The sequence below is a fragment of the Methanobacterium sp. genome, from assembly GCF_038562635.1.
GTDB lineage: Archaea > Methanobacteriota > Methanobacteria > Methanobacteriales > Methanobacteriaceae > Methanobacterium_D.
In genome coordinates, this window is sequence record NZ_JBCFBO010000001.1 from 2,367,813 (window position 1) to 2,392,731 (window position 24,919).

Annotated in this window: 26 protein-coding genes; 19 read left to right on the forward strand and 7 right to left on the reverse strand. The window is 37.5% G+C overall.

The genetic code is table 11. From position 1 onward, the window contains the following. Position 1: 1 nt before the first annotated feature. The 11 genes from mcrG to AAGU07_RS11705 all read left to right on the forward strand — a co-directional run bounded on the left by mcrG (position 2) and on the right by AAGU07_RS11705 (position 9,087). Positions 2-751, forward strand: a complete 750-nt coding sequence (mcrG, locus tag AAGU07_RS11655) for a coenzyme-B sulfoethylthiotransferase subunit gamma (protein ID WP_069583246.1) — start codon at positions 2-4, stop codon at positions 749-751. 17 nt (positions 752-768) lie between these two features. Further along, the gene (gene mcrA, locus AAGU07_RS11660) at positions 769-2,421 is read left to right on the forward strand and encodes a coenzyme-B sulfoethylthiotransferase subunit alpha (protein WP_342459238.1); all 1,653 of its coding nucleotides are present in this window, start codon (positions 769-771) and stop codon (positions 2,419-2,421) included. A 59-nt stretch (positions 2,422-2,480) separates the two neighbouring features. Beyond that, positions 2,481-3,368: a tetrahydromethanopterin S-methyltransferase subunit E gene (mtrE, locus tag AAGU07_RS11665; RefSeq protein WP_342459239.1), complete on the forward strand. Its 888-nt coding sequence runs from the start codon at positions 2,481-2,483 to the stop codon at positions 3,366-3,368. Between the two features lie 11 nt (positions 3,369-3,379). Beyond that, complete coding sequence (gene mtrD / locus AAGU07_RS11670; RefSeq protein WP_342459240.1) at positions 3,380-4,108, forward strand: tetrahydromethanopterin S-methyltransferase subunit D; 729 nt, start codon at positions 3,380-3,382, stop codon at positions 4,106-4,108. Next, complete coding sequence (gene mtrC, locus AAGU07_RS11675; RefSeq protein WP_342459241.1) at positions 4,108-4,926, forward strand: tetrahydromethanopterin S-methyltransferase subunit C; 819 nt, start codon at positions 4,108-4,110, stop codon at positions 4,924-4,926. The genes mtrD and mtrC overlap by 1 nt, the downstream gene beginning before the upstream one ends. 12 nt (positions 4,927-4,938) lie before the next feature. Next, positions 4,939-5,244, forward strand: coding sequence for a tetrahydromethanopterin S-methyltransferase subunit B (gene mtrB, locus AAGU07_RS11680; RefSeq protein WP_342459242.1), 306 nt, complete (start codon positions 4,939-4,941; stop codon positions 5,242-5,244). A 12-nt stretch (positions 5,245-5,256) separates the two neighbouring features. Then, positions 5,257-5,976 (forward strand): tetrahydromethanopterin S-methyltransferase subunit A, encoded by a 720-nt coding sequence (gene mtrA, locus AAGU07_RS11685; protein WP_048081851.1) that lies wholly within the window; start codon positions 5,257-5,259, stop codon positions 5,974-5,976. Between the two features lie 12 nt (positions 5,977-5,988). After that, positions 5,989-6,183 (forward strand): tetrahydromethanopterin S-methyltransferase subunit F, encoded by a 195-nt coding sequence (gene mtrF / locus AAGU07_RS11690; RefSeq protein WP_342459243.1) that lies wholly within the window; start codon positions 5,989-5,991, stop codon positions 6,181-6,183. 16 nt (positions 6,184-6,199) lie between these two features. Beyond that, positions 6,200-6,442: a tetrahydromethanopterin S-methyltransferase subunit G gene (gene mtrG / locus AAGU07_RS11695; RefSeq protein WP_083240907.1), complete on the forward strand. Its 243-nt coding sequence runs from the start codon at positions 6,200-6,202 to the stop codon at positions 6,440-6,442. A 16-nt stretch (positions 6,443-6,458) separates the two neighbouring features. Beyond that, on the forward strand, positions 6,459-7,391 hold the full coding sequence (gene mtrH / locus AAGU07_RS11700) for a tetrahydromethanopterin S-methyltransferase subunit H (protein WP_342459244.1): 933 nt from the start codon (positions 6,459-6,461) through the stop codon (positions 7,389-7,391). Positions 7,392-7,605: 214 nt separating this feature from the next. Beyond that, on the forward strand, positions 7,606-9,087 hold the full coding sequence (locus AAGU07_RS11705; protein ID WP_342459245.1) for a methanogenesis marker 14 protein: 1,482 nt from the start codon (positions 7,606-7,608) through the stop codon (positions 9,085-9,087). A gap of 497 nt (positions 9,088-9,584) precedes the next feature. Here the strand turns inward: AAGU07_RS11705 and AAGU07_RS11710 are convergent, their stop codons facing one another. Then, on the reverse strand, positions 9,585-10,445 hold the full coding sequence (locus AAGU07_RS11710; protein WP_342459246.1) for a zinc metalloprotease HtpX: 861 nt from the start codon (positions 10,443-10,445) through the stop codon (positions 9,585-9,587). Positions 10,446-10,602: 157 nt separating this feature from the next. Here AAGU07_RS11710 and AAGU07_RS11715 point away from each other — a divergent pair, with 157 nt between their 5' ends. Both AAGU07_RS11715 and AAGU07_RS11720 read left to right on the forward strand, forming a co-directional pair. Further along, positions 10,603-11,196, forward strand: coding sequence for an NTP transferase domain-containing protein (locus tag AAGU07_RS11715; protein ID WP_342459247.1), 594 nt, complete (start codon positions 10,603-10,605; stop codon positions 11,194-11,196). Then, positions 11,189-11,461 carry a PRC-barrel domain-containing protein gene (locus AAGU07_RS11720; RefSeq protein WP_048081859.1) on the forward strand — a complete coding sequence of 91 codons (273 nt, stop codon included), beginning with the start codon at positions 11,189-11,191 and terminating at the stop codon, positions 11,459-11,461. Before AAGU07_RS11715 ends, AAGU07_RS11720 begins: the two co-directional genes overlap by 8 nt. Positions 11,462-11,513: 52 nt before the next feature. Here the strand turns inward: AAGU07_RS11720 and fae are convergent, their stop codons facing one another. The 3 genes from fae to sufC all read right to left on the reverse strand — a co-directional run bounded on the left by fae (position 11,514) and on the right by sufC (position 14,120). Next, positions 11,514-12,011, reverse strand: coding sequence for a formaldehyde-activating enzyme (gene fae, locus AAGU07_RS11725; RefSeq protein ID WP_342459248.1), 498 nt, complete (start codon positions 12,009-12,011; stop codon positions 11,514-11,516). Positions 12,012-12,153: 142 nt separating this feature from the next. Next, entirely contained in the window at positions 12,154-13,386 is a 1,233-nt protein-coding gene (locus AAGU07_RS11730; protein ID WP_342459249.1) for a SufD family Fe-S cluster assembly protein, read from the reverse strand. Then, on the reverse strand, positions 13,368-14,120 hold the full coding sequence (sufC, locus tag AAGU07_RS11735; protein ID WP_342459375.1) for a Fe-S cluster assembly ATPase SufC: 753 nt from the start codon (positions 14,118-14,120) through the stop codon (positions 13,368-13,370). The genes AAGU07_RS11730 and sufC overlap by 19 nt, the downstream gene beginning before the upstream one ends. Before the next feature lie 528 nt (positions 14,121-14,648). Between sufC and AAGU07_RS11740 the strand changes: the two genes are divergently transcribed. Genes AAGU07_RS11740 through AAGU07_RS11755 form a run of 4 tightly spaced genes read left to right on the forward strand, consistent with a single transcriptional unit; the run spans position 14,649 to position 18,674 of the window. Next, positions 14,649-15,089 (forward strand): hydrogenase iron-sulfur subunit, encoded by a 441-nt coding sequence (locus AAGU07_RS11740; RefSeq protein ID WP_342459250.1) that lies wholly within the window; start codon positions 14,649-14,651, stop codon positions 15,087-15,089. Between the two features lie 2 nt (positions 15,090-15,091). Then, positions 15,092-16,030: a F420-nonreducing hydrogenase gene (locus tag AAGU07_RS11745; protein ID WP_342459251.1), complete on the forward strand. Its 939-nt coding sequence runs from the start codon at positions 15,092-15,094 to the stop codon at positions 16,028-16,030. Beyond that, complete coding sequence (gene mvhA / locus AAGU07_RS11750; protein WP_342459252.1) at positions 16,031-17,449, forward strand: F420-non-reducing hydrogenase subunit MvhA; 1,419 nt, start codon at positions 16,031-16,033, stop codon at positions 17,447-17,449. Positions 17,450-17,471: 22 nt separating this feature from the next. Then, positions 17,472-18,674, forward strand: coding sequence for a 4Fe-4S binding protein (locus AAGU07_RS11755; RefSeq protein ID WP_342459253.1), 1,203 nt, complete (start codon positions 17,472-17,474; stop codon positions 18,672-18,674). 325 nt (positions 18,675-18,999) lie between these two features. Here the strand turns inward: AAGU07_RS11755 and AAGU07_RS11760 are convergent, their stop codons facing one another. From AAGU07_RS11760 to AAGU07_RS11770, 3 genes are all read right to left on the reverse strand, one after another. Further along, positions 19,000-19,182 carry a CooT family nickel-binding protein gene (locus AAGU07_RS11760; RefSeq protein ID WP_342459254.1) on the reverse strand — a complete coding sequence of 61 codons (183 nt, stop codon included), beginning with the start codon at positions 19,180-19,182 and terminating at the stop codon, positions 19,000-19,002. A 48-nt stretch (positions 19,183-19,230) separates the two neighbouring features. Next, positions 19,231-20,508: a dihydroorotase family protein gene (locus AAGU07_RS11765; protein ID WP_342459255.1), complete on the reverse strand. Its 1,278-nt coding sequence runs from the start codon at positions 20,506-20,508 to the stop codon at positions 19,231-19,233. An 82-nt stretch (positions 20,509-20,590) separates the two neighbouring features. Further along, positions 20,591-22,801, reverse strand: coding sequence for a phospholipase D-like domain-containing protein (locus AAGU07_RS11770; RefSeq protein ID WP_342459256.1), 2,211 nt, complete (start codon positions 22,799-22,801; stop codon positions 20,591-20,593). A gap of 251 nt (positions 22,802-23,052) precedes the next feature. On the opposite strand from AAGU07_RS11770, the gene AAGU07_RS11775 reads away from it, so the two are divergent. Both AAGU07_RS11775 and AAGU07_RS11780 read left to right on the forward strand, forming a co-directional pair. Further along, entirely contained in the window at positions 23,053-24,153 is a 1,101-nt protein-coding gene (locus tag AAGU07_RS11775) for a nucleotidyltransferase family protein (RefSeq protein WP_342459257.1), read from the forward strand. Next, a complete protein-coding gene (locus AAGU07_RS11780) occupies positions 24,144-24,878 on the forward strand; it encodes a peptidylprolyl isomerase (RefSeq protein WP_342459258.1) in 735 nt (244 codons plus the stop codon). Before AAGU07_RS11775 ends, AAGU07_RS11780 begins: the two co-directional genes overlap by 10 nt. Positions 24,879-24,919: the final 41 nt, after the last annotated feature.

Consider the following 24,919-nt stretch of genomic DNA (forward strand, 5'->3'; position numbering starts at 1 on the left):
AATGGCAAAATATTATCCTGGAACAAGTAAGGTTGCCCAAAACAGAAGTAATTTCCAAGATCCAGAATATGAACTTGAAAAACTGAGGGAAGTCTCTGACGAAGATGTTGTAAGCATACTCGGACACAGAGCTCCTGGTGAGGAATATCCAAGCGCTCACCCACCACTTGAAGAAATGGATGAACCAGAAGACCCGATCAGGGAACTCGTTGAACCTGTCGACGGTGCTAAAGCCGGTGACAGAGTAAGATACATACAGTTTACTGACTCCATGTATTTTGCTCCAGCTCAACCATATCTCCGATCAAGAGCATATTTATGCAGATATAGAGGAGCAGATGCAGGTACTCTCTCTGGAAGACAAATTATCGAAGCCAGAGAAAGAGACCTTGAAAAAATCTCAAAAGAACTCCTTGAAACTGAATTCTTTGACCCTGCAAGATCAGGTATAAGAGGAAAATCTGTTCACGGTCACTCCTTAAGGCTTGATGAAGACGGTATGATGTTTGACATGCTCAGAAGGCAGATCCTGAACAAAGAAACTGGACAAGTAGAAGCCGTCAAAAACCAAATTGGTGACGAACTCGACGAACCAGTAGCTTTAGGAGCTCCATTAGACGAAGAAACCCTTAAAGATAAAACCACCATTTACAGAAAAGATGGTGAAGCATACAGAGACGACAAAGACGCAGTTGAAGTATGTCAAAGAATACACGTACTAAGATCCCAAGGTGGGTTCTATCCTGAATAATCAGGAGGGTGATTAATATGGCTGATAAAAAATTTATGGAAGCTTTAAAAAAGAAATTTGAAGAAGCCCCAGAAGAATCTAAAACTCATTTCTACGACCTTGGTGGTTGGAAACAATCTGAAAGGAAAACCGAGTTTGTAAAAGCTGGTAAAGAAATAGCCGAAAAACGTGGAATTCCGATGTACAACCCAGACGTTGGTACACCACTCGGCCAAAGGGTACTTATGCCTTACCAGATTTCAACTACCGACACATACGTGGAAGGTGATGACTTACACTTTGTAAACAACGCTGCAATGCAACAGTTCTGGGATGACATAAGAAGAACTGTTATTGTGGGTTTGAACACAGCACACAACGTTATTGAAAAAAGATTAGGTAAAGAAGTTACTCCTGAGACAATTACTACTTACCTAGAAACTGTAAACCACGCTATGCCTGGTGCAGCAGTTGTTCAAGAACACATGGTGGAAACAAACCCATCATTAGTATACGACAGTTACGTGAAAATCTTCACTGGTAACGACGAAATAGCAGACGAAATTGACCCTGCATTTGTTATAAACATCAACAAAATGTTCCCTGAAGAACAAGCTGAAGTTTTAAAAGCTGAAGTAGGGGACGCAATGTGGCAGGTTGTAAGAATACCAACTATAGTTTCAAGGACTTGTGATGGTGGTACAACTTCAAGATGGTCTGCTATGCAAATTGGTATGTCTATGATTTCTGCATACAAACAAGCAGCAGGGGAAGCCGCAACTGGTGACTTCGCATACGCTGCAAAACACGCAGAAGTTGTACACATGGGTTCATACCTCCCTGTAAGAAGAGCAAGAGGGGAAAACGAACCTGGTGGAATTGCATTCGGTTTCTTGGCTGACATATGTCAGTCTTCAAGAGTAAACATGGATGACCCAGTACGGGTAACCCTTGATGTTGTTGCATCTGGTGCAATGCTATACGACCAAATCTGGCTTGGTTCATACATGTCAGGTGGTGTAGGATTCACTCAGTACGCTACAGCAGCATACACAGATAATATTCTTGACGACTTCACATATTTCGGTAAAGAATATGTAGAAGACAAATACGGAATGACAGAAGCACCAAACACTATGGAAACAGTTCTAGATGTAGCTTCAGAAGTTACATTCTATGGATTAGAACAGTATGAAGAATATCCAGCACTTCTTGAAGATCAGTTCGGTGGATCACAAAGAGCAGCAGTTACTGCTGCAGCTGCAGGTTGTTCAACTGCATTTGCAACTGGAAATGCACAAACTGGTTTAAGTGGATGGTATTTATCCATGTACTTACACAAAGAACAGCACTCCAGACTTGGATTCTACGGATACGACCTTCAGGATCAGTGTGGTGCTGCAAATACATTTGCTATCCGTGGAGACGAAGGATTACCTCTTGAAGCAAGAGGAGCAAACTATCCTAACTACGCTATGAACGTAGGTCACCAGGGAGAATACGCAGGTATTTCTCAGGCAGCACACGCTGCAAGGAAAGATGCATTTGTATTTAACCCACTGGTAAAAATCGCATTTGCAGACGATAACTTAGCATTTGACTTCTCTAACGTACGTGCTGAGTTTGCAAAAGGTGCATTACGGGAATTCGAACCAGCAGGAGAAAGAGCTCTTATCTCTCCAGCTAAATAAATAGGTGTAACGCAAACACCTATTTTTTTTATTTCATTGAAAACGAGGAGGAAAAAAACATGGTAGACCCTATGATAACAGGATTAGGTGTTGTTGCCCTTATGGGAGCTGCTGCTACTATTGCAGGAGCTGCTGAGGACCTTGAATCAGATATCGGTTCTATGAGTAACCCAAACTCTCAGGTTCAACTGGCCCCACAGATGGGTAATGTTCACAGATTGTTTAACAAGGCTGTATCAGGCGAACCAGTACTTTGGGGTACAATGGTCGGTATCGCAGGTTCATTAGCATATGTTCTCATGGCAACAATACACCTACCAGTCATAATGGCGATAGCTGCAGGTGCAGCAACAACTGCTTTGGTTCATGCAGTATATTCTACAACATCGTACTTAGGAAGGATTGTTGGTCAATCCCAATTTAATCAGCCTGTGTACCTTGATGTAATAACATCACACTTAGGACCAATAGCAGGACATGGATTTATTGTAACATTTTTAATAGTAGGATTATCATACTTAATGACCTTACCAATTCAAGGATTAGGACACCCGTTCCCATTACCACTGCTTGCAGTGCTCTGGGGAATAACAATAGGTGCTATAGGTTCATCCACTGGGGATGTTCACTACGGTGCTGAAAGAGAATATCAGCAATACCCATTTGGTGGAGGTATTCCAGTTGCTATTCATGGTGACGTGACCAGAAAATCAGAATTAGGTCCTAGAAATAGTATAGATGTAGTTTATTTCTGTTCTAAATATGGTGGACCTGTAACCGGATTTGCTTTCGGTCTCATTGTATTCTTAAGCTTCTGGATTACCATAGTCTTTGGAGTACTAGGTGGGGTAATTGCAGGTATTGTGATAATCTTACTCTTGATAATCATTAACAACAGGGTAGAAGTATTTGCCAGAAGCAAGTACGGACCATACGAGAGAGATTAAGGAGGAATTATATGGATCCATTATTATTAATCGGCGCTGTAACCGCTGGTGGACTCCTAATTGGTGGAGGTGTACACTTCATACCTGTAGGTGGTGCTCCAGCAGCTATGGCAACAGCAACAGGTGTGGGAACCGGTACTGCTATGCTTGCAGCTGGTAGTGGTATGACAGGGCTCATAACAGCAGCTGCTATGACCGGCCAGTCACTTCCACTTATCCTGGCAGCAGGTGCTATTGGTTCAGGTTTAATGATAGGTATAACCATGCTTGCAGGTAACTTCATATACGTATGGGGTGTAGGATGTGTACCATCATCAGCAAAAGTAGATGTAGACCCAATAACCAAAATGGAACAAAGTAAATATGTAACACCAGGTACCGAAGGTCATGGAATACCTACCGTTTGTTTTGTAAGCGGAATTATAGGTGGACTTTTAGGTGGAATTGGTGGAGGATTAATTTATTACGCTCTTTACAATGCACTTACTGCAACCACAGCTTATGCAGTACCTGCAGGATCAACATTATCTTTAGCTGCCGCAACACTTGCAGGAATATTCGCTTTAGGAACATTCTTCATAAATGCGGTTGTAGCTTCCTATAACATAGGAGGTACTATAGAAGGATTCCACGATCCTAAGTTCAAAAGGCTCCCTAGAGGAGCATTAGCTTGTATAATTGTATCACTTGTGGTAGGAATTGTAGGGGCACTATTAGTTCAAGGCGGAGGTGTATTATAATGTCAGCAGCAGGCGGAGGACCCGCAGGTGCAGATGTATCAGCTTCAAAAACTATAGCTCTTGGAGTTATAGGTGGCCTTGTAGGTATATACTTAGCACCATTCCTTGGTCCAGTAGTTGGAGCACTTACAGCATCACTCGGTGCAGTCGCAGCCATAATATGGGGTGCTGACGCTATAAGGAGAGTTGCAAGTTACGGTTTAGGTACTGGTGTACCTTCAATCGGATACATGTCACTTGCTATAGGTGTCATAGGATCATTAGCTGGAATAGCAGGCGTAGCCCTATTCGGATCAAGCTTAGCTCTTGCAGGTCCTGTTTTAGGATTTGTTATAGCTATGATAGTAGGTGCAATAGTTGCTTTAGTAGCTAGAAAAATAGTTAAAATGAAAATACCAGTTTTAGTACCATGTACAACTGAAATTGCAGGCGCATCTGCTTTGTCTGTAATTGGATTTTCAGTAGCTATAGCCGGAAGTTTATCAATGGCAGCAATACAGACTTCAGTTGTTTCAACTGGATTTATAGCACTGCTCTTTATATTAAACACAATGGCTGTCCAGCATCCATTTAACGCATGTTTAGGACCAAATGAAAAACAGACAAGGACCCTTAAACTCGCTGCAGCAACTGGTTTTATTTCCATGGCAGTAGTGGGCTTGATAGCATTATTAGCATCAGGTAACGCATGGGTCGCTATAGTTCCTATAATCGGTACTTTAGCATGGTTGGTATCAGTCAAAGCATTTATAGGCGCATCAACCGAAGACGCAGCATCAGTTGCATGGTCTGGCATGCCTAAAGAAGAGGAGCTCTAAGGAGGAATAAAGATGGCAGAAATTTTACCTTTAGTAAAAGTTGTTCCTGAAATGAACCTGACCCTTGACCCTTCTACAGGTAAATTAGGGGCCGCAGTAGGCGGTGCAGTAATAGTTTCCTTAGACACAGTAAACGAACAATTAAATGAGTTAGAAATTGCAGTAGAAGATTTATATACATCCCTAGATCCAACAACTGTTTCCCCAGGATCATATCCTGGAAGGGAAGGAGCTTATCTGAGTGCAGGTAAACTAACCAACGTGGTCTACGGATTTATAGTAGGGCTAATACTGCTTGTAGCTCTATTTGGAATTTAGGAGGTGTTTTAGTTGGCTGATAAGAAATCACCCGCAGAAGGATGGCCTGTGGTTAACGGGGATTACATAGTTGGTGACCCTGAAAGCCCTGTAGCAGCAACAACACTCGGATCACACAACGAAGACGTAGTTGCAGCGGCTGGGACTGCTCTTGCAGGACCATGTAAAACCGAAAACCTCGGAGTCGAAAAGATGGTTGCAAACCTGATATCGAACCCTAACATAAGATTCCTCATATTATGTGGATCTGAAGTGCAGGGACATATTACAGGTCAAAGTATAGAAGCACTACATGCTAACGGTGTAGATGAAAAAAGGAAAATTGCCGGTGCAACCGGTGCTATACCATTCATCGAAAACATTCCGGATGAAGGAATAGAAAGGTTCCAGCAGCAGTTAGAAATCGTAAGTATGATTGATATAGAAGATGCTGGACAGATTCAAGCTAAAGTTAAAGAGTGTATTGAAAAAGACCCAGGTGCATTCGAAGAAGAAGCAATGGTCATTAAAGTGGAAGAAGGTGGCGCAGAAGAAGAAGAAGGCGAAGAAATAAGGCCTGTAGCTCCTGAAACTGCGTTAATCGAAGCTAGAATGCGTAACATTCAAACCCAGGTTAAAAGCGTGGGCGGATTACAGAGAATGTTTGCAGGTATGTACTCTGGAAAAGTTCAGGGAATCATGCTTGGTTTAGCCTTTACACTGGTCATTGGAACCATACTACTCTTGAAATAATGGGGGTTTTAGATGTTAATATCAAATAAACCTAATGTTAGAGGCATAAGAAAAGTAGCAGAAGATGTAAAATACCGAGCAGGATTAATCGGTAGAGATCAGAGGTTATTTGCCGGACTTATAGCCACCAGAATTGAGGGTATGGTTATGGGTTTTATACTGGCAATACTCTTAGTAGGACTCCCAATTTTATGGGTAATAAAATAAGAGGGGCATGATAAATATGGCAGAAGATAATATACCAACTGTAATTGTCCCGTCCGACGATTTCAATAAAGCTAATGAGAGATTAGACGACATGGAAGAAAAAGTAGAATTCACATGGGGTGAAATCTCTCAGAGAATGGGTCAACAGATCGGTAGGGATATAGGTATCCTATACGGAATAATAATAGGACTCATAATCCTGTTTATAACATTCAAAGTAGTAGCAATAGGCGCAATACTACAATCTTTAGGCGTGTAAATTAGGAGGTTTACATATGTTTAGATTTGATAAAGAACAAATTGTAATAGATGTTGCCGGAGTTAAAGTTGGAGGCCAGCCTGGTGAATATCCGACTGTTTTGGCAGGTACCATATTTTATGGTGGACACAAGATTATAAGTGATGAAAAAGCAGGTGTCTTTGATAAAGACGCAGCTGAAGAACGTATAAAAACAATGGAAGAAATGTCTGATGTTACTGGAAACCCATGTATTGTACAGACTTTTGGTGCAACACCAGAAGCAATAGTCAAATACCTGGAATTTGTAGGTGACATTTGTGACAAACCATTCATGATAGACTCAACTTCAGGTGAAGCTAGAGCTGCAGGTGCAAAATATGCTCAAGAAGCAGGATTAGCTGACAGAGCTATATACAACTCACTGAACATGGCTACAGAAGCATTTGAAGTAGAAGCACTTAAAGAAACAGATATCACATCATCCATCGTTCTCGGTTTCAACCCAATGGAAGCTGGTGTTGACGGTAAAATCAGCATCTGGGAAAACGGGGGATCCGCATTAGACAAAGGTTTATTAGAAACTGCTGAAGAATGTGGAATCGATAAACCATTCATGGATGTAGCTATTACTCCTTTAGGTCAAGGTGCAGGTCCTGCATGCAGAACTTCCTTTGCTGTTAAAAGCAAATGGGGATACCCAGTTGGAAGTGGTATCCACAACGTTCCATCAGCATGGGACTGGTTAAGAGGATACAAAAAAGAACACAAAGAAGCATGGCCTGTTTGTGACATAGGTTCCAACATCGTCCAGCAAATGGCCGGTGGTGACTTCGTATTATTCGGTCCTATTGAAAACGCTAGAATGGCGTTCCCTGCATGTGCTATGGCTGATATATTCATAGCAGAAGCAGCTAAAGACATAGGAACTGAAGCAGTCGAAGGACATCCAATGTTCAAACTGTTATAAGTTCTAAAAATTAAGAGGCGGTTCAAATCGCTCTCTTTCTCTATTTTTTAAGGTTTTCCTTATTTTAAAGTTAATTTTCGTTGATTTTTTAAAAAATACGTATTTTTACATTATTTAAAAATAAATTATTTTTCAAATTTAAAGAAAAATTTCACAAGATTTATATTATTTTCCATTAAATCTATTTACAGTTTTAATTTTAGGGGGTATTTCATTGTCATTATTGGGGAAAATATTCAGCAGAGGTCCAAAACCAGTTATAGCAAAAAGCAGGTATGTATCAATTGAAGATGTAAAGGCAACAGCATTTACCAAAAAAAGAGCAGGTGCCGGGCTTTCAACCAAGCCTGAGACTTATTATATTGTGGCTTCTGTAGAACTTGGAAACACAACCACAAAATGTATCCTTACAGCTACAAATCTTGAAACAAGTAGAACTTATCTTCTTGACAAGACAGTTAAAATGACCAGGGATATCCGGCCGCCAAAGCCTGGGGAAAATGTCTTTGGTGAAACTGTATGGGAAGTAGAACTTACAAAAGAGTCAGTTTCTGAAATGGTAAGAGACACTATTCTTGAGTCAATAAAACGTTCTAAAATTGACATAGAGAAAGATCTGGATTTTGTTGTGCGTTCAACAGGAGTTACTGCAGGATTTGCTTCTCCTAAAGAAGTTGGAGATCTTATAATTGCCCTTGCAGACGGATGTCTTGATGCAGGAATCCCTCCGAGTAAGATGGCACCTGCAATGTCTAAGGAAAGCTTCCCTGAAAGGTTAAGGGATTACACATTGATTGAAAAGGTTATGTTTGACGGTGCTGTTGTAAGTGTGCTTCCACCTACTGGAAAGGCTGTTGTTGCAAATGAAATGGAAGGGGAACTCGTTACTGCAGGTATCAAAGTCGGTGCTAAATGGACTAATATTGATTTCCGTAACCCATGTGTTTCAATGGATTTTGGAACAACTCTTGCAGGAAGGATAACAAACGGGCAGGAACCTTATGCACGGACAATTGGAAACTTCTGCGGGCTTGCAGGGGCAGTATCTGATGCAATAATACGTGGAACTGAAAAAGTAGATAAAAGGGGAGGAGCAGCTTTAGATCTTTATTCTAGAGACATATTAAAAAAAGCTGACTGGAAAGCAGCTGAAGAGTATGCAGCACGTGTACATGATCATATAGATATAAGAAAAGTCCCTGAAAACAGGGATAGATTTGGAACAGTACCTGTAGATCCGAAGGCAGCATATGATGCAGGAACAACCCTTATAGGGTGCGATGTAGGTAAAAATGGGGATAAAATCCCTAAATTAACTGATATAGGTCATGAGATTTACTCTGATAGTGGAATACACACACTTTTTGCAACACTTGACTATGTAAGTGCAAATATTGTAAAAAGATTAGGTGACGAAGCTTTTGAAGAAGGAGTTGTTGAACCCGGTTCCATGCTTGGGGTAACAGGCCGAGCAGGAATAACTGGAAGAAAACCTGAATTTATCCTTGATTATTCTAAAGATAAATTCAGCGGCACTATCTTTGTATCTGACGCACTTGCAATGGGCGCTGCTGTAATGGCAAGGTGTATGAATTCCATGGGAACACCACATATTCCTATCGGCGGAAAACAGGGCGGTGCATGTATACTGGGCCAGCGAAGAAAACTGCAGAAACAAAAGGGTATGATAGATTAATTAAACCCCTTCTTTTTCCTATCTTTTTTTGATTTTCTTTTTATTTACGTGAACTATTCTTTAATATTTATAACTGTACTGAAATCACTATTTTTACATAATATGGACTAAAGGATCCAGCAAGCCATGGAAAATAATGCTTTTGATGATGTTAAAAGTAGAAAATTTTGCAAAAAATTTAGAACAACTGTTGATATGGTCCTCTTTTTTGAGAACAAATCATAAAAACGTTGATTTAATTAAAATAAATTTTAAAATAAAATAAGTAAAAGTTGTAAAAATTAGAAATTTTTACGGTTGCAAATCCGAGCGTGCGAATCTTTCGTTTTTGCATGCCCCGAAATTCTTTTGGAATTTCGAGGGATTTGCAAACATTGAAAAAATCTTTAATTTTTACGGTTGCAAATCCGAGCGTGCGAATCTTTCGTTTTTGCATGCCCCGAAATTCTTTTGGAATTTCGAGGGATTTGCAAACATTGAAAAAATTAGAAATTTTTTCAAAAGGACTTTAACTCTTCTAACCTTTTTATTCTCTCATTTATTGGAGGGTGAGTTGAAAATAAATTCATTAAAGTTTTTGTTTTTCCTCCAAATGGATTTACTATGAACATGTGGGCTGTAGCTGGATTTGCGTCCCTCATTGGTCTTGAACTGGTTCCCATTTGAAGTTTTCTAAGTGCATCTGCAAGTGCCCATGGTTTTCCAGATATCTTTGCACCGCTTTCATCAGCTTTGTATTCTCTAGTTCTGCTTACTGCAAGTTGAACAATTGTGGCAGCTACTGGAGCAAGTATGGACATTGCAATTAGTCCTAATAAATCTTCTCCATCTTCTCCACCACCAAGAAATGCAAACATACCTGCATAATTTGCAATCAGGACTATAGCTCCTCCCACTGTGGCAGCTACTGCACTTATCAATATATCTCTGTTTTTAACGTGTCCAAGTTCGTGAGCTATAACTCCTTCAAGTTCGTCTCTACTTAGCAAATTCAGTATGCCGCTAGTTACGGCTACAACTGCTTTTTTAGGGCTTCTACCAGTAGCAAAAGCGTTTGGAGTTGCACTTTCAACTATTGCAACTTTTGGTTTTGGAATTCCTGCGTTCTGCGCAAGTTCTGATACAATTGAATGGAGTTCTGGAGCTTCATGTTCTGATACTTCCCTTGCACCGTACATCTTAAGCACAATTTTATCTGAAAAGAAATATGAACTGAAGTTCATGATCATTGCAAGTAAGAAGAAAGCTGACGCTCCAAAAAGTCCTACTCCAAATAATGATCCTATGAAATAACCTATGCCTATTAATAAGCCGGTTAATGCACCTAATAAAAGTAATGTTTTGATGTTTTCAAACATTTGATTATCACCAGATTTTTAAACGTTGATCTTTTTTCAATCTTTTTATTTATTCAGGTTACTAAAAGATCACAATACTATAAAATGTAAGTTTAGGTATATAAACTTTGTGTGACTAAATCTAAATTATAAATAATTAAATTTTCGGTGTTTTCAGATGGTAACTGCTTTAATAATGGCTGGGGGAAAAGGAACAAGGATGAAACTTGATGTGGAAAAACCACTTGTTGAGGTAAATGGAAAGCCATTGGTTCAGTATGTAGTTGATGCACTTAAAAATACAGATAAAATCAGTAATATATTAGTTGCGACAAGTAAAAACACTCCAAGAACTGAATCTTTCTTAAAGGAAAGGGGTATTGATACAATTGAAACTCCTGGAGACGGCTATGTGCAGGATCTTGGGTTTATTATTTCAAACTTTGAGTTAGATGATATTTTACTTACAATTACTGCAGACCTACCCCTTGTAAATAGTGATATAATTAGCCATGTTCTTGAGGAATATGAAAAATCTGATAAGCCAGCTATGAGTGTTTTAGTTCCTATTCATGTATTTGATGGATATGGTATCAAACCCACCATGATATTTGAGAATTTAATACCATCTGGATTAAATGTATTAAGAAGTATTAATAAGGCACAAGATGAGAAAGTTTTAATTATAGAAAGGATAGAACTAGCCTTAAACATTAATACATATGAAGACATAAAACTTCTTAAGAATCTATTGGGTGATCAGGATGAATGAAGAGAGGAAACTTATTAAGGGAGAAGAAAAGATCTGGAGCGAAATTAAAGGATATCAGGTTGCAACCAATAATGCACGTATATTGGGAGAACTGGACGAGCTTATAATAAATGGTAAGACTGGAAAAATAACTGATGTCGTCATAAAAGTTGAAAAAGGCCGAAACATAAACGTTAAAGGTGCAAAGAAAAAAGGAGATCACCTTTTAGTTCCATTTGGAAAAGTTGAAAAAGTAGGCGAATTTATAATAATTTCAGAAGCCTAAATTTTCTATTTTTTCTACATTACTATTTTTAAAATATTTGATTATTTTTAATTTAAGGTCCTTTATAAAGAGGATGAACGACAGAGTTTCTTTCGCTTAAAATTTCATCAATTGAAGGTTCCTTGGTAAATGCTCTTCTTATGGCTAATCTTGTGGCTTCATAGTTATTTCTGTATATTTTATCATTGTCTTCAGCACCGGGATGTATGAAGACGCTGCAAACTATGCAAATGTCTTCTACTGTATCTTCAGGAATAGTTTCTTCTTCCACACATTCTGCAACAGCCATTGCCACACCTTTTTGTGCAGGTCCAAATATCCTCAAAACATCGTCTTTTCTTCTAAGTGAAACCTTAGGTGATATCAGCGTAACTGGTTTTGCTGTAAGATTAGGTGCTATAATTGCAAAAAGAGGAGTATGTTTATCCATTTGATTTGCAAGGGCATTAGCAAATGCTTGCCCAACAGGGCCTTCTTTATCTCCTATTAAGAGATCTATATGTGCAACTTCTACTTTTTCTCCAAACCGTGCTTCTCCAATTAAATACATGGTACTACCTCTGATTTATTTTATGTATTTAATTGAATTTAATATTTTTTGAGATTATTTTCCTAACAAACCCTAAAAATAGTTTTGTCCTTGATGAAATTAAAAAAGAAAGAAAATTAAAAAGTAGTTTAAAAATAAAAAATTACATGCCCTGTAAACTCATATCAAGCATTCTTTTGGTTTCATCTGCAAGTTCTTGAGGCAGTCCTGTAATGTCCATACTTAAGAATCCTCTTACAATCATAGAAGCAGCTTCTTCTTCTGTAAGTCCTCTGGACATTAGGTATAAAACTTCTTCTTCCGCTATTTTACCTACTGCAGCTTCGTGAGATAGTTCTAAATCTCTGGCGCTACCTTCCAGTTCTGGAACTGCATATATCATAGAATCATCAGATAGAACAAGACCATGACATTCTAAGTGTCCCTTGGTATCATGCATTCTACCTGCTAGATGTCCTCTGGCATAAACTTGAGAGTTATCCTTGGAAACTGCCCTTGAAATCATTTCTGTGCTTGCTCCTTCCCCTTCTAGATAAACACGTGATCCCATATCTAATATGGAGTCCTTCTGGCCCCCTAGAATTGACTGGAATAAAACTTTAGAATTTTTACCGCTGCAGTAAGCTGTTGGATAAGACTGAATACTTCTAACAGGGCTTGTAAGGATATAATTGCTTATATAAGTTGAATCGTCTCCACACATGACTCCTGTTCTTGGGCGTACATCTACCTGTTCTGCCCAGTTATGTACCATTGTAAATGTAATTTTAGATCCTGGTTTAAGGTAAAATTCTGAAACTCCTACGTGAAGTGCAGAGCTTACGTCTTCTCCAGTGGCACAGCCAGTTATAATATGCAGTTCTGAATTTTCTTCTGCAATGATTATGTTGTGGGCAGTCTGCATTACCTTTTCATCACCGATGAACATACATGCCTGTAACGGGAATACTTCTTTAGAACCTGGTAAAGATCTTATGAAATAACCACTGCTCCCTTCTTCGGATTCTCTTATTGCGGTTTGTGCAGTATATTTATCTGCATCAGGAGCTACAGCTTTCCACATGTAATCTTTAAGCCATCCATATTTATCCAGCGCTACATTCATTCCCATTATTTCAACACTTTCAGAGGGAGATGCGTTATAGACTCCACTCTGGTCCATCTGTATAAATGTACCTGAACGTTCTTTTTCAGTGGTGTCTACCCCTACCTTTAACAATGTATCCTGAACCTTTTTAGGAATTTCAACAGCTCTTTCTACGCGTTCATGTTCCCCTGCTTCTTCTTTTATAAATTTTTCAAGATCTATGTCTTCTCCATAAAGAGCTTTCTTTTCATGGGCTTTTTTGGCACGTTCTAGTGGAGTTTGCAACATTCAACACATCCTTTAAATCCTTCTTTTCTAATGTCTTCTAAAACTTCAGTGGGATTCCCTGAACAGGCTATTTTACCATCCATAAGTACGTGGGCAGTATCGGCACTTACAAAATTGAGAATATAACCTAAATGAGTTATCAAAAGTCCTGATTTTTGCCTCATACCTGGCTTTTTGTCTTTATCCAGGAGAGTATTTATTTCTTCAGCCAGAAGCTCTACATTTTCAATGTCCACACCAGAGTCAGGTTCATCAAACATGATAAAGTCTGGCTGTTGAGCAAGGAGCTGTAAGATTTCGGACCGTTTTACTTCTCCTCCTGAAAATCCTAAATTAACATCTCTTTCTAAGAATCTCTGGTCAAGTTTAAGTTTGGTGGCAAGATCCTTCATTTCAGGACTTAATTCTTCACCACTTTCCCCGTGTTCAATTTTAAGGAGATCGTTAAGTTTAACTCCTCTTATGGCTGGTGGATTTTGAAAACTTACACCTATGCCTCTTCTTACACGTTCTGTAGTGGTTAAATTGGTTATATCTTCTCCTTTAAAGATAATTTCTCCTCGTGTTATGTCGTACTTAGGAAATCCAAGTAAGCTCATAAACAACGTACTTTTACCAGACCCATTTGGTCCTAAGAGCACATGGGTTTCTCCTTCCTTAATATAAAGATCGATATCGCTTAGTATTTCTTTTCCATTAACTTCAACAGCTAGATCAGTTATTTCAAGTAGCAGTTTTACCACCACCATTTTTAATATGGTATTCAATTTTTTTAATTAAATTAATCTTTTTGTAACTCATTTTGGATATATCTAATGTTATATATATAAATTAACTATCGTTAATAGTATTCTCTGAAAACTTGATATAATATCAACTGATCTTTTGATATTCATTAAATATGGGTTAAACTTTGAAAAATTAATGTAAAAAAGTCTAATATTATGTATATGTAGCTGTAAAAGTAATAAAGTACATACAAATAATTTTCTACAGTAGAAGGCCATCTTAATAAATTTTAGTTTTTTTGAAAAATAAAGATGAAATATCATGTTATATAAAATTAAGGGGTATTATTATGGGTAATATAATAAATTTAAGTCCATACTGGCCTTTTTTAGAAAACAAAGATTCATGTCATTATATATAAACTTTTCGAAATTGTCTTAGAAGTAACCTTTATAATTAGTGTCTTTATATCCATATAACGTACAGTAATAGTACACTAATTAGTACATTGAGAAACGCAAGGAGGAAACTCTATGGCTGAGGATGATATAAAAATCGTTATGTTTTGTTGTAACTGGTGTTCCTACGGTGGAGCAGACACAGCAGGTACCGCAAGGATGCAATATCCTCCGAACATACGTGTAATTAGAGTGATGTGTTCAGGACGTATAGAACCACAATTTGTTCTTAAAGCATTCAAAGAAGGTGCAGACGGTGTCATAATTGCAGGATGTCACCACGGTGACTGCCACTATGACGCAGGAAACTACAAATTAGATAGAAGAATGAGATTAATTTACAAATTAGTAGATGATCTAGGAATTGGAAGAGACAGAGTATACCACGACTGGATTTCCGCATCAGAAGGAGAAAAATTCGCAGAAACAGTTAAGATGATGGTAACTCGTATCAAGAATCTTGGACCATCACCGCTTAAAGCACAATTAGCAGAAGTTGAAGAAGCGGAGGCATAATCATGGCAGAAGAAGGTCAAAAAGTCAAAATATTAACAACATGGCTCTCAGGATGTTCCGGCTGTCACTTAGCGCTTGCAGATATAAACGAAGCACTTATAGACGTTATGGAACTCGCTGATTTTGAACACAGCCCTGTTTTAATGGATGTAAAATATGATGAAATTCCAGAAGTAAACGTTGCTCTCGTCGAAGGAGGAATCCGAAACGACGAAAACCATGAAATGGCTGAAAAAATCAGGGAAAAAGCCGATTTCGTTATAGCATATGGTACATGTGCAGTATACGGAGGAATTCCAGGACTAGGAAACTTATGTACCAACGAAGAGCTCTTAAACGAAGCTTACATAACCTGTCCAAGTAACGTAAACCCAGAAGGTATCTTACCATCTGAAGAGGTACCTACCTTTGAAAGCAGGGTAAGGCCACTTGGCGATGTTATAAAAGTAGATTTAAACTTACCAGGATGTCCACCAAGGTCTGACATTGTTGCACAAGCAGTAATGTCCTTACTTAAAGGAGAACCACTGGAATTACCAACAACAAACCTCTGTGAAGTTTGTCCAAGAGAAAAACCACCTGAAGGACTTGCAATGGCAGAAATTAAAAGGCAGTTCGAACTTGGAAAACCAGAAGAAGACGTATGTTTAGTAACTCAGGGATTAGTTTGTATGGGACCTGCAACAGTTTCACTCTGTGGAGCAGAATGCCCAAGTATAGCTGTACCTTGTAGAGGTTGCTACGGACCAACTGGAAATGTAGTTGACCAGGGTGCAAAAATGATCAGTGCGATTGGGTCTGACTTCGGTGTTGAATCTGATAAAACTATCGATCCAGAAACAGTTGCAGATCAGCTTGATGATGTAGTTGGAACTTTCTACACATTCACACTTCCAGCTTCATTAGTACCTATGAAAATGAGGAAACAGGAGGGTAAATAGATGGTTAAATTAACACTTGAACCTGTAACAAGAATTGAAGGTCACGCTAAAATTACCGTACAACTCGACGATGCAGGAAACGTTCAAGATACCAAACTCCACGTTATGGAATTCCGTGGATTTGAAAAATTCTTACAAGGAAGACAAATTGAAGACGTACCAAGGATAGTACCAAGGATCTGTGGTATATGTGATGTACAGCACCACCTTGCAGCTACCAAGGCTGTTGACAGTATCTTTGGCTTCACTCAGGATGATGTTCTCCCAGCAGCATACAAAATGAGGGAACTCATGAACTGGGGTTCCTACATGCACTCCCACGCACTTCACTTCTACTTCCTCGCAGCTCCTGATTTTATAGCAGGAAAAGACAGGAAAACAAGAAACGTCTTCCAGATCATTAAAGATGCACCTGAATTAGCTTTACAGGCAATAGAACTCAGGAAAAACGCTCTTTCAATAGTCAAAGCTACTGGTGGAAGACCAATTCACCCAACATCAAACTTACCTGGTGGAATATCCACAGAGCTTGATGATGAAACTCAAAAAGACTTACTGGCAAAAGCTCAAAGAAACGTAGAATTAGCAGACGCTACAATTCAGACTGCAATTCCAATCTTTGAAGAAAACTTAGACCTTGTTAAAGAACTCGGTTACGTTAAAACTTACCACACAGGTCTCGTAAACGACGGTGTATGGGATGTTTACAACGGTGATGTAAGAGTTAAAGATGCAGAAGGTAACCCTTACGCAGAATTTGCTCCTGAAAATTACCTTGACTACATCGCAGAAAAAACAAAACCATACTCCTACCTGAAATTCCCATACCTGAAAGATTTAGGTTACCCAGAAGGTATCTACAGAGTTGCACCTCTCTCAAGGTTAAACGTCGTAGACAAAATGCCTGATGCTGCACCTAAAGCTCAAGAATACCTTAACGAATTCAGAAAAACATTCGGCTACGCTCAGGAACCTCTTTTATTCCACTGGGCAAGACTCATAGAATTAGTCGCATGTGCTGAACTCGCTGCTGATACTTTAGACCAGGACTTATCCGGTCAGAAATGGCAGGATTCTCTTGAGAAAACAGCTGGTGAAGGTATAGGAATTGTTGAAGCACCAAGGGGAACTTTAACCCACCACTATGCTGCAGATGAAAATGGACTTGTCACTAAAGCAAACATTGTAGTTGCAACTATCCAGAACAACCCATCCATGGAAATGGGTATTCAGAAAGTTGCTAAAGACTACATTAAACCTGGTGTAGAAGTAGATGACAGTATTTTCAACCTAATGGAGATGGTAATAAGAGCATACGACCCATGTCTATCCTGTGCAACCCACGAAATTGACAGTCAAATGAAACTTTCAACCCTTGAAGTATACGACAGTGAAGGACACTTAATAAACAAACTTTAAAACCATTTAAGGGTGAAAAAAAATGATAGTAGTAAACAAAGAAGGATGTATCAAGTGCGGAGCTTGTCAAGGTGTATGTCCAACAGAAGCAATCTCAGTAACACCGGAAGATGTTATTTTCTGTGATCTCTGTTCTGGCGAACCAAAATGTGTAGCAGCCTGTTCAACAGGTGCCCTCAAAGCGGAAGAAATGCCAATTGGGGACACAGGCAAAACTCAAACTCGCATAGTATTTAGTCCTTCAGCATGTAACCAGTGTGGTGATTGCGTAGATGTCTGTCCTCCAAATGTACTGAAAATGGATGAAGGAAAAGTCCAGACAACAATGCCTTTACACGGATTCTGTGTAATGTGCCAGAAATGTGTGGATGTTTGTCCAGTAGAAGTCATTGGTATAGAAGGAGTCAAAGAACCTAAAGTAATTGAAAAAGACATCACAGGACCTATATATATTTCAGGCTGTGTAGGCTGTGGAATGTGTGTAGAAGAATGTCCAGTAGATGCTATTACCCTCTCTGAAACTGGGGAAGTAATCAACATTGATGAAGACGCATGTATAAAATGTGGAGTATGTTCCCAAACATGCCCATGGAATGCAGTTTACATTTCAGGTAAAGAACCAGTCAAAAGGACTAAAGACATAGTAGCATTCGATCTCAACAAAGATGCATGTATCGGATGTAATGTATGTGTCGAAGCATGCCCTGGTGACTTTATAGAAGCTAAGGCGGCAGATCTTTCAGTGGAACTCCCTGAAATCTGTGCAGCATGTGGACTTTGTGCAAAAATGTGCCCAGTTGAAGCAATTAACCTCGAAGTCGAACTTGGACCTGCAAAACCAGCTTCCGACGAAGGACTCGTTAGAAACGAAGAACTCTGTATATTTGACGGTAGCTGTGCCCCAGTATGTCCTACTGGAGCTATAAGAGTAGAACCAGGTGAATCTTACGAAATGTGTACCCGATGTGGAGCATGTGCATCAACATGTCCTACTGGGGCTCTTAGAGTAACACAGATCGACAAAGAAGTTAACGGCGAAATTGTTAAAAGGGATAGAATCGAATTCAGCCCATCCATTTGTGATGAATGTGGCGAATGTATCGAAGTATGTCCATACAACATGCTGGAACTCACAGGCGACAAGAAAATGCCAATCAAAGGGTACTGTGTACTCTGCGAAAAATGTGTTGAACACTGTCCAAACACAGCATTATCTATAAAATAAGAATGTTTTTTTAAGGTGGATTTTTCCACCCCATCTATTTATTTTTGAAACTATTTTTTAAGACTTAAAAATTAATTAAGGTTAATTTTCCTAAAAAATTGAATTATCGTTATTTACTAACATATTTATCATTTAGAAGTTTAATATATGGAAATGTCAGTGTTCACTCCCCTATTTTACAAATATAGTTTTAATTAACCAATACACTTGAAAAATAAGTCCAATAATAATTCTTTTTATGTTTAACTTACAATGGTGTACAGAAATATTATTAATTCATCTGAAAAAAAGGAATATTATTAAATTGTATTAAAAAAAATAAGAATTATTCACTTAATTTAACATAAATGGCATGTTTGTCAAGGTCAATTTCAACTATTGTCCCAGTAATGTCTTTTCTAGTACCTAATATGTCTGTAAGTCCTATGTTTTCACCATCAATTTTTATAAATAACGCATCTTCCATTATTTTATCGCCATCGGTTGAGTAAACTGTTGATTCGCACATTTTATCACCACTCGTAGTTATGTTTTTAATGTAATTTTTTATTTGCTATTATACAATTTTTCCACTATTTTCAAAAACTTCTCCGTCCTTCATAACAACATTCCCACGGACTACTGTCATAACGGGCATTCCTTTAACTTTAAATCCTTTAAATGGAGAATATTTGGCTTTTGTCTTGAATTTATCAGGGTTTATTATTCCCTCTTTTTTCATATCAACCACAACGAAGTCTGCATCCATTCCCTCTGCAATTTTACCCTTATTTTTGAGGTTGAATATTTCAGCTGGTTTTTCGCATAAAAGCCTTTTGATATCTTCAAGAACCATCTTATTTTCAGTTACTTTAGTTAAAAGCAGGGGTAAAGTTGTTTCAAGATTTGGAATACCTGATGGAGCTTCCCATACTACTTTTTCTTTTTCAGAGATCGTGTGAGGGGCATGATCGGTTCCGATTACATCTATTTTTTCCAGTTCATTAATTCCCAAGGTATATTTTTTATCTCGAAGTGGAGGGTTGGTCTTTGCAAAGTTTCCACATTTTTTAAAATAAGATGCATCTAAAAATAGGTGGTGGGGAGTTATTTCTGATGTAACCCTGCAATTTTCACCTTTAGCTTCTTGAATTATGTCGAGAGACTTTTTAGTGCTCACATGGCAAATATGAATACTTGAGTTAAGCTGTTTTGCCAGGGAAGTGGCTTTTAAAACTGCGATATCTTCTGCAAGTGGCGGACGTGCATCTGCATAAATTTCAGGATTTATACGGCTGTTTTGTTTCATTTTATCAGTGCATTCTTTAACTGTATCCATATCTTCAGCGTGCACAGATATCAGATGATCTTCAGGTACGCCTTTAATTTCTGTAAAAATGTTCAACAGATCTTCATCATTAATCAGGTCCATATATATTTTAAATGAAGCAGGTTTAAGCTCTGAAATCTTTTTAATTTCGTTTATATCATCTACGCCGGCATGCAGTCCAAAATCAACAACACTCTTTTTCTCTGCTATTTTAAGCTTTTCAAGAAATGCTTTTTTGGTGTTTGTAGGAGGATTAGTATTGGGCATATCCAGCACTGTTGTGAAACCTCCGCATGCCGCGGCGACGGATCCAGTTTTAAAGGTTTCCTTTTCTGGAAATCCAGGGTCTCTAAAATGTACATGGGAATCAATAAGTCCAGGTAAAACTATTTTTCCTTTGATATCTATTTTTTCTTCGCTTTTTGGAGCTATCTTTGTAATGGATACAATTTTACCATCTTCAATTCCTATAGAACATTCCCTATTTTCTGGGACAAGTTTACAATTTTTAAGACATAAGTCCATCAATTTAACACCTTTTTTTACTTGAATGGGCAAAAATATTTTGTTTGTATTTATACTTTGAAATTTCGATTTATTTCAAACCTTATTTTAATATATTTAAATTCTTCATAATACGTTTAATTTCCCACTGGGCTTTTGCACCATATGGTAAAATTCCGCTGTTAAATATCTGTTTTTCTTCTTTTAAAATTTTTAAATTATTTTCTGCAGTTTTATTCCATAAATTCAACCATTTATCGTTGGGACATGTTAAATCTGAATTGAATTTAATACCTAAATGTTCTTTCCACAGTGTTTTCCTGAATTTTTCTATGGTTCCTTTCTTCGGATTGTTCAAGTCAAAAAGTAAAGCATTCATTTCCATATTAAGGTAATTTGAGGAAACTTCACGGTTTCCGAATTCTTCTGCACAGCTGAGAGATGAACCATCAAGATTTGCTGTGCCTACTGTCGCCCAGATATCGTCTACAATCGCTACTTTGCTGTGTATATAACAATTTTTTATGTTATTTACTTTACCTGACCATTTGGTGAATATGCCAATTTGAGGGTGCTCTAATGTTTTTTGAATATCCAGACCAATATATTCAAAAGCATAGTGCTGCCAACTTTTGTATGTGGGTACATCAGGAACTTCATTAATGAGCATAATCAGCTGTAAATCTGGATTATTTTCAAGTGCTTTCTTTAAAGCACCCATGATATATTTATTTGTGAAATATTGATTTTCAAGGTAAATAAAGTCATTAGCATTAAAAATAGCTTTTCTATAAGCTTCCAATACTCCTTTTTCTCCTTTATTTACTGTGCCTGGAGTAATTGATCTTACAATTTGTAAGGGTGCATTTTCTATTTTTAAGGAGTTAGTATCTATCTCATTTTTATAATTGTTTAATTCATGAGATGTGTATTCCATTGAATTTTTGGGGCTTTCTAATCCTTTAAATTTATTTTCTGTAATTTTACATTCACCGTCAAGGTACTGGTCTGAAAGGTAATTCCAGAGTCCAATAAAAAATTCTTCTACGTGTTCTACTGCGCTGCCTTCTAAATAAATTGAAACATCATGTACTGGACCTTTATTTTTATCCAGTCGGAGAGGTTCGTCAATGAGATGCTTATCTGTATCCCAGTAGCCTTGATTAAAAGGAGAACCAATTATAAATGCTTTTCTGCCGTCCACCACAAGTACCTTTGCGTGCATTGTATAGGGCCCTTTTGCAGGGAAATTTCTAACTTCAACTTTACTTTCTTTAAAATAATCTCTTAATTCTTTATAATTATCGGGAACAACTGCATTTTCATTTATAATTATTTTAACATCAGTTCCTCTATTTTGGGATTCTAAAAGTTTATATGCTAGAGTATGTTCCTCTTTAAATTTCTCTTCATCTAAAAACTTTGGAATAAAATCAGGATCAAATTTAAACTGGGTTAAATAGATATAGGATTCTGCTTCTTCGATCACGCTGGTAATTTTCTCCAGCAGCATTTCGTTGTCTATTAATATTTCGACATTGTTATTTTCTGTAAACCTTGATTTAAATGGACTATATAGTGTAACAAACCATCCTTCAATTTCTGCTCTGTTAATGACAGTTTTTTCCACGTGCTTAATCGTATCTTTCACATTTTCATAGACATCTGTCCTTCTAAGCTCAAATATTCCTGATTTGTCTTTAACAATGATCTGAATATTGGGATCTTTATTTGCAATTTTCTTATATTTCCCTGGAGGGTAAATAATGCGATAATATCCATTTTTATCGGTAACATCATTTCCTAAAAACTTATCTCCAAACGGAAATAAAACTTTGTACTGATCCTTTATAAATCCAATATAATTATCTAAAATTCCTTCTTCTTTAATAAATGATTTAATTTTTGATTCAATAAGATTTAAAGCGTGTAATTCTACTTTTCCAAAATCAACATCTTCTGCTGCTACATGTAATCCAGAAACGGGGTTTCCATTTTCATCAATTACTCTACCTTCAACCCCAATGTTCACGTCAATAATTATATCTCTTAGATTAATGTCATCAACATCTTTTTCTGGAGATACTGTCATCACAGATTCATCTCCTATGCAGATTCTCAGTTTGATGTCGTGCTGTGGATTCTGGTGATCTTTGAGATAAATAATTTTAAATTCACCGTTACTGCCGGTCTTAGTACTACTAATTTCTTTATTATTTAAAAAAGAGCAATCAAAGCATTTAATTTGGATATTATCTAACGGTTCTTTATTTTTATCTGTTAAACGCCCTGAAATTTTATATGTATTTCCCATAATATCACGCTGAAATATTCAGATATTTTAATACTGTAGCTTAATTATAGCTTAAAACATGAATTATAAGCTAAGAAATGTTTAAAATATATCTTTACGGATTATTATTTCTTTTTTGTATTATGTTAAATCTTTTATTTATTTGCCTGAGGAATTTAATGTTTTGATTATCCATATATTTTTTGGGTATAAGCCCCAATCTAGTTTATCTAGGACAAATTAATTTATCTTGAAGTTAGATAGATAATGACATGCCTTCAAAACAGGAATTTGTCAGAGATTTTATAGAGCGGGATCGAAAACTCTTATTTGAGGATTGTAAAAAGGATCAGGAATACTTGGAGCATGAAAACGAATTTAAAATAATTGCAGACTTTACAGAATATTCTCCACTGCATATGGGTCACAGGCACTGCATGATGAGGGCAAAGGAAAAAGTTGAAGATGGAATCTTTGTTGCAGTAGTTCCCGGGCTATTTGAGCGAAGCGGCAGGGGGCTGCCATACATCATGTCACGCCATGCAAGGGCTGATTCTGCGGTGGCTGTTGGGGCAGATATAGTCATAGAAGGCCCTCCAATGGGTATAATGGGCTCTGGTCAATATTCGTTATGTCTTGCAAAGACTTTTAAAGCATTGGATGCAGATTATATTCCTAGGGGTTATAAACCGGTTCAAGGTTTTCAAGAGATACTCCATAGAATCTCGGATGGAAAAGGAGTAGCTCCAAAACCCTACAAAATAATTGATATGGATACAAAAGAGGTTTTAATTAAGGGTAAACTTCATGAAGATAATTATGTCATCGTATCTCTTTCAAGGTCCCTTAAAAAGATAAATTTTGATTTCAAAGATAAATTCATCTTTGTACCGCGTATTGAAGGAGTAAGTGGCACTAAAATTAGAGAAGCTGTTTTAAAAAGAAATTTAAGTTCTGTTGAAGATATGCTGCCCATTGAAACTATTGAAGTTTTAAACAGGGAAATGGCACGTGAAAGGGCTCCCCTTCATAACTGTCGAGATGAAGAAGGCATAATTGAACTTGTAAATGAAGGATCAAGAGAATATTTAAAATCGCTTGCACTTTTAGATGATAAAACTGTAGAAAACCTCATAAAAAACAGGCCGTTTAAAAATATGGCTGATATAGAAGAATGTATTTCATGGGGTTTCAGCAGGCACTATAAAAATAGAATTTTGTCATCTCTGGAGGCAAGAATAGATAAAAAAACAGTATCCTCATATATTGATAAGTATCCATCCGTTATCCGCGTGTTAAACTTTAAGGATAAGGACACACTTAAAAATTTTAAAAATAATATACCCACAAGGAGGATAGAAATATGGCAATAAAAGAAGGAGATTTTATAAGGCTTAAATACACTGGAAAAGTTCAGGAAACCGGTGATATATTTGATACAACAAGTGAGGAAGTAGCTGAAGAAGAAGGACTTGTCACTGAAAATAAAACTTTTGGTCCAATCCCAATAGCTGTAGGAGTAGGACATGTATTAAAAGGACTCGATAAAGGTTTAGTTGGTATGGAAGTAGGTGAAGCGAAATCAATCGAAGTACCTCCAGAAGAAGGATTTGGAGTAAGGGACCCAAAATTAACCCAGCTTATACCAATGAGTGAATTCAAAAAACAGAACATCAGGCCTCAAAAAGGTATGAACATCACATTAGAAGGGCACAATGGTAAAATAAGGAGCATAAGTGGTGGAAGAGTAACCGTGGACTTCAACCATGAATTTGCTGGAAAAACACTCGTATACGACGTGGAAGTTGAAAAAATAATTGAAGATGACACTGAAAAAGTATACGGAATCATAGAACTCCAGTACCCTAACCCAAATATAAAACCTGAAGACCATGAAGTAAAAATGGAAGACGGAAAAGTAATAATCTACCTCAATGAAATGGCTAAATTCGACAACCAGATTACCTATGCAAAATTCAGAATTGCAAGGGATATATGGGACAACATGGGTATAGACAGAGTCGAATTTGTGGATGTATTCGAGAAAAAAGTAAACACTGAAGAAGAAAAAGAAGAAGAAACTGAAGCAGAAGAATAATCTAACTGCTTTAAACTTCAATAACTTCTTTTATTTTTAAG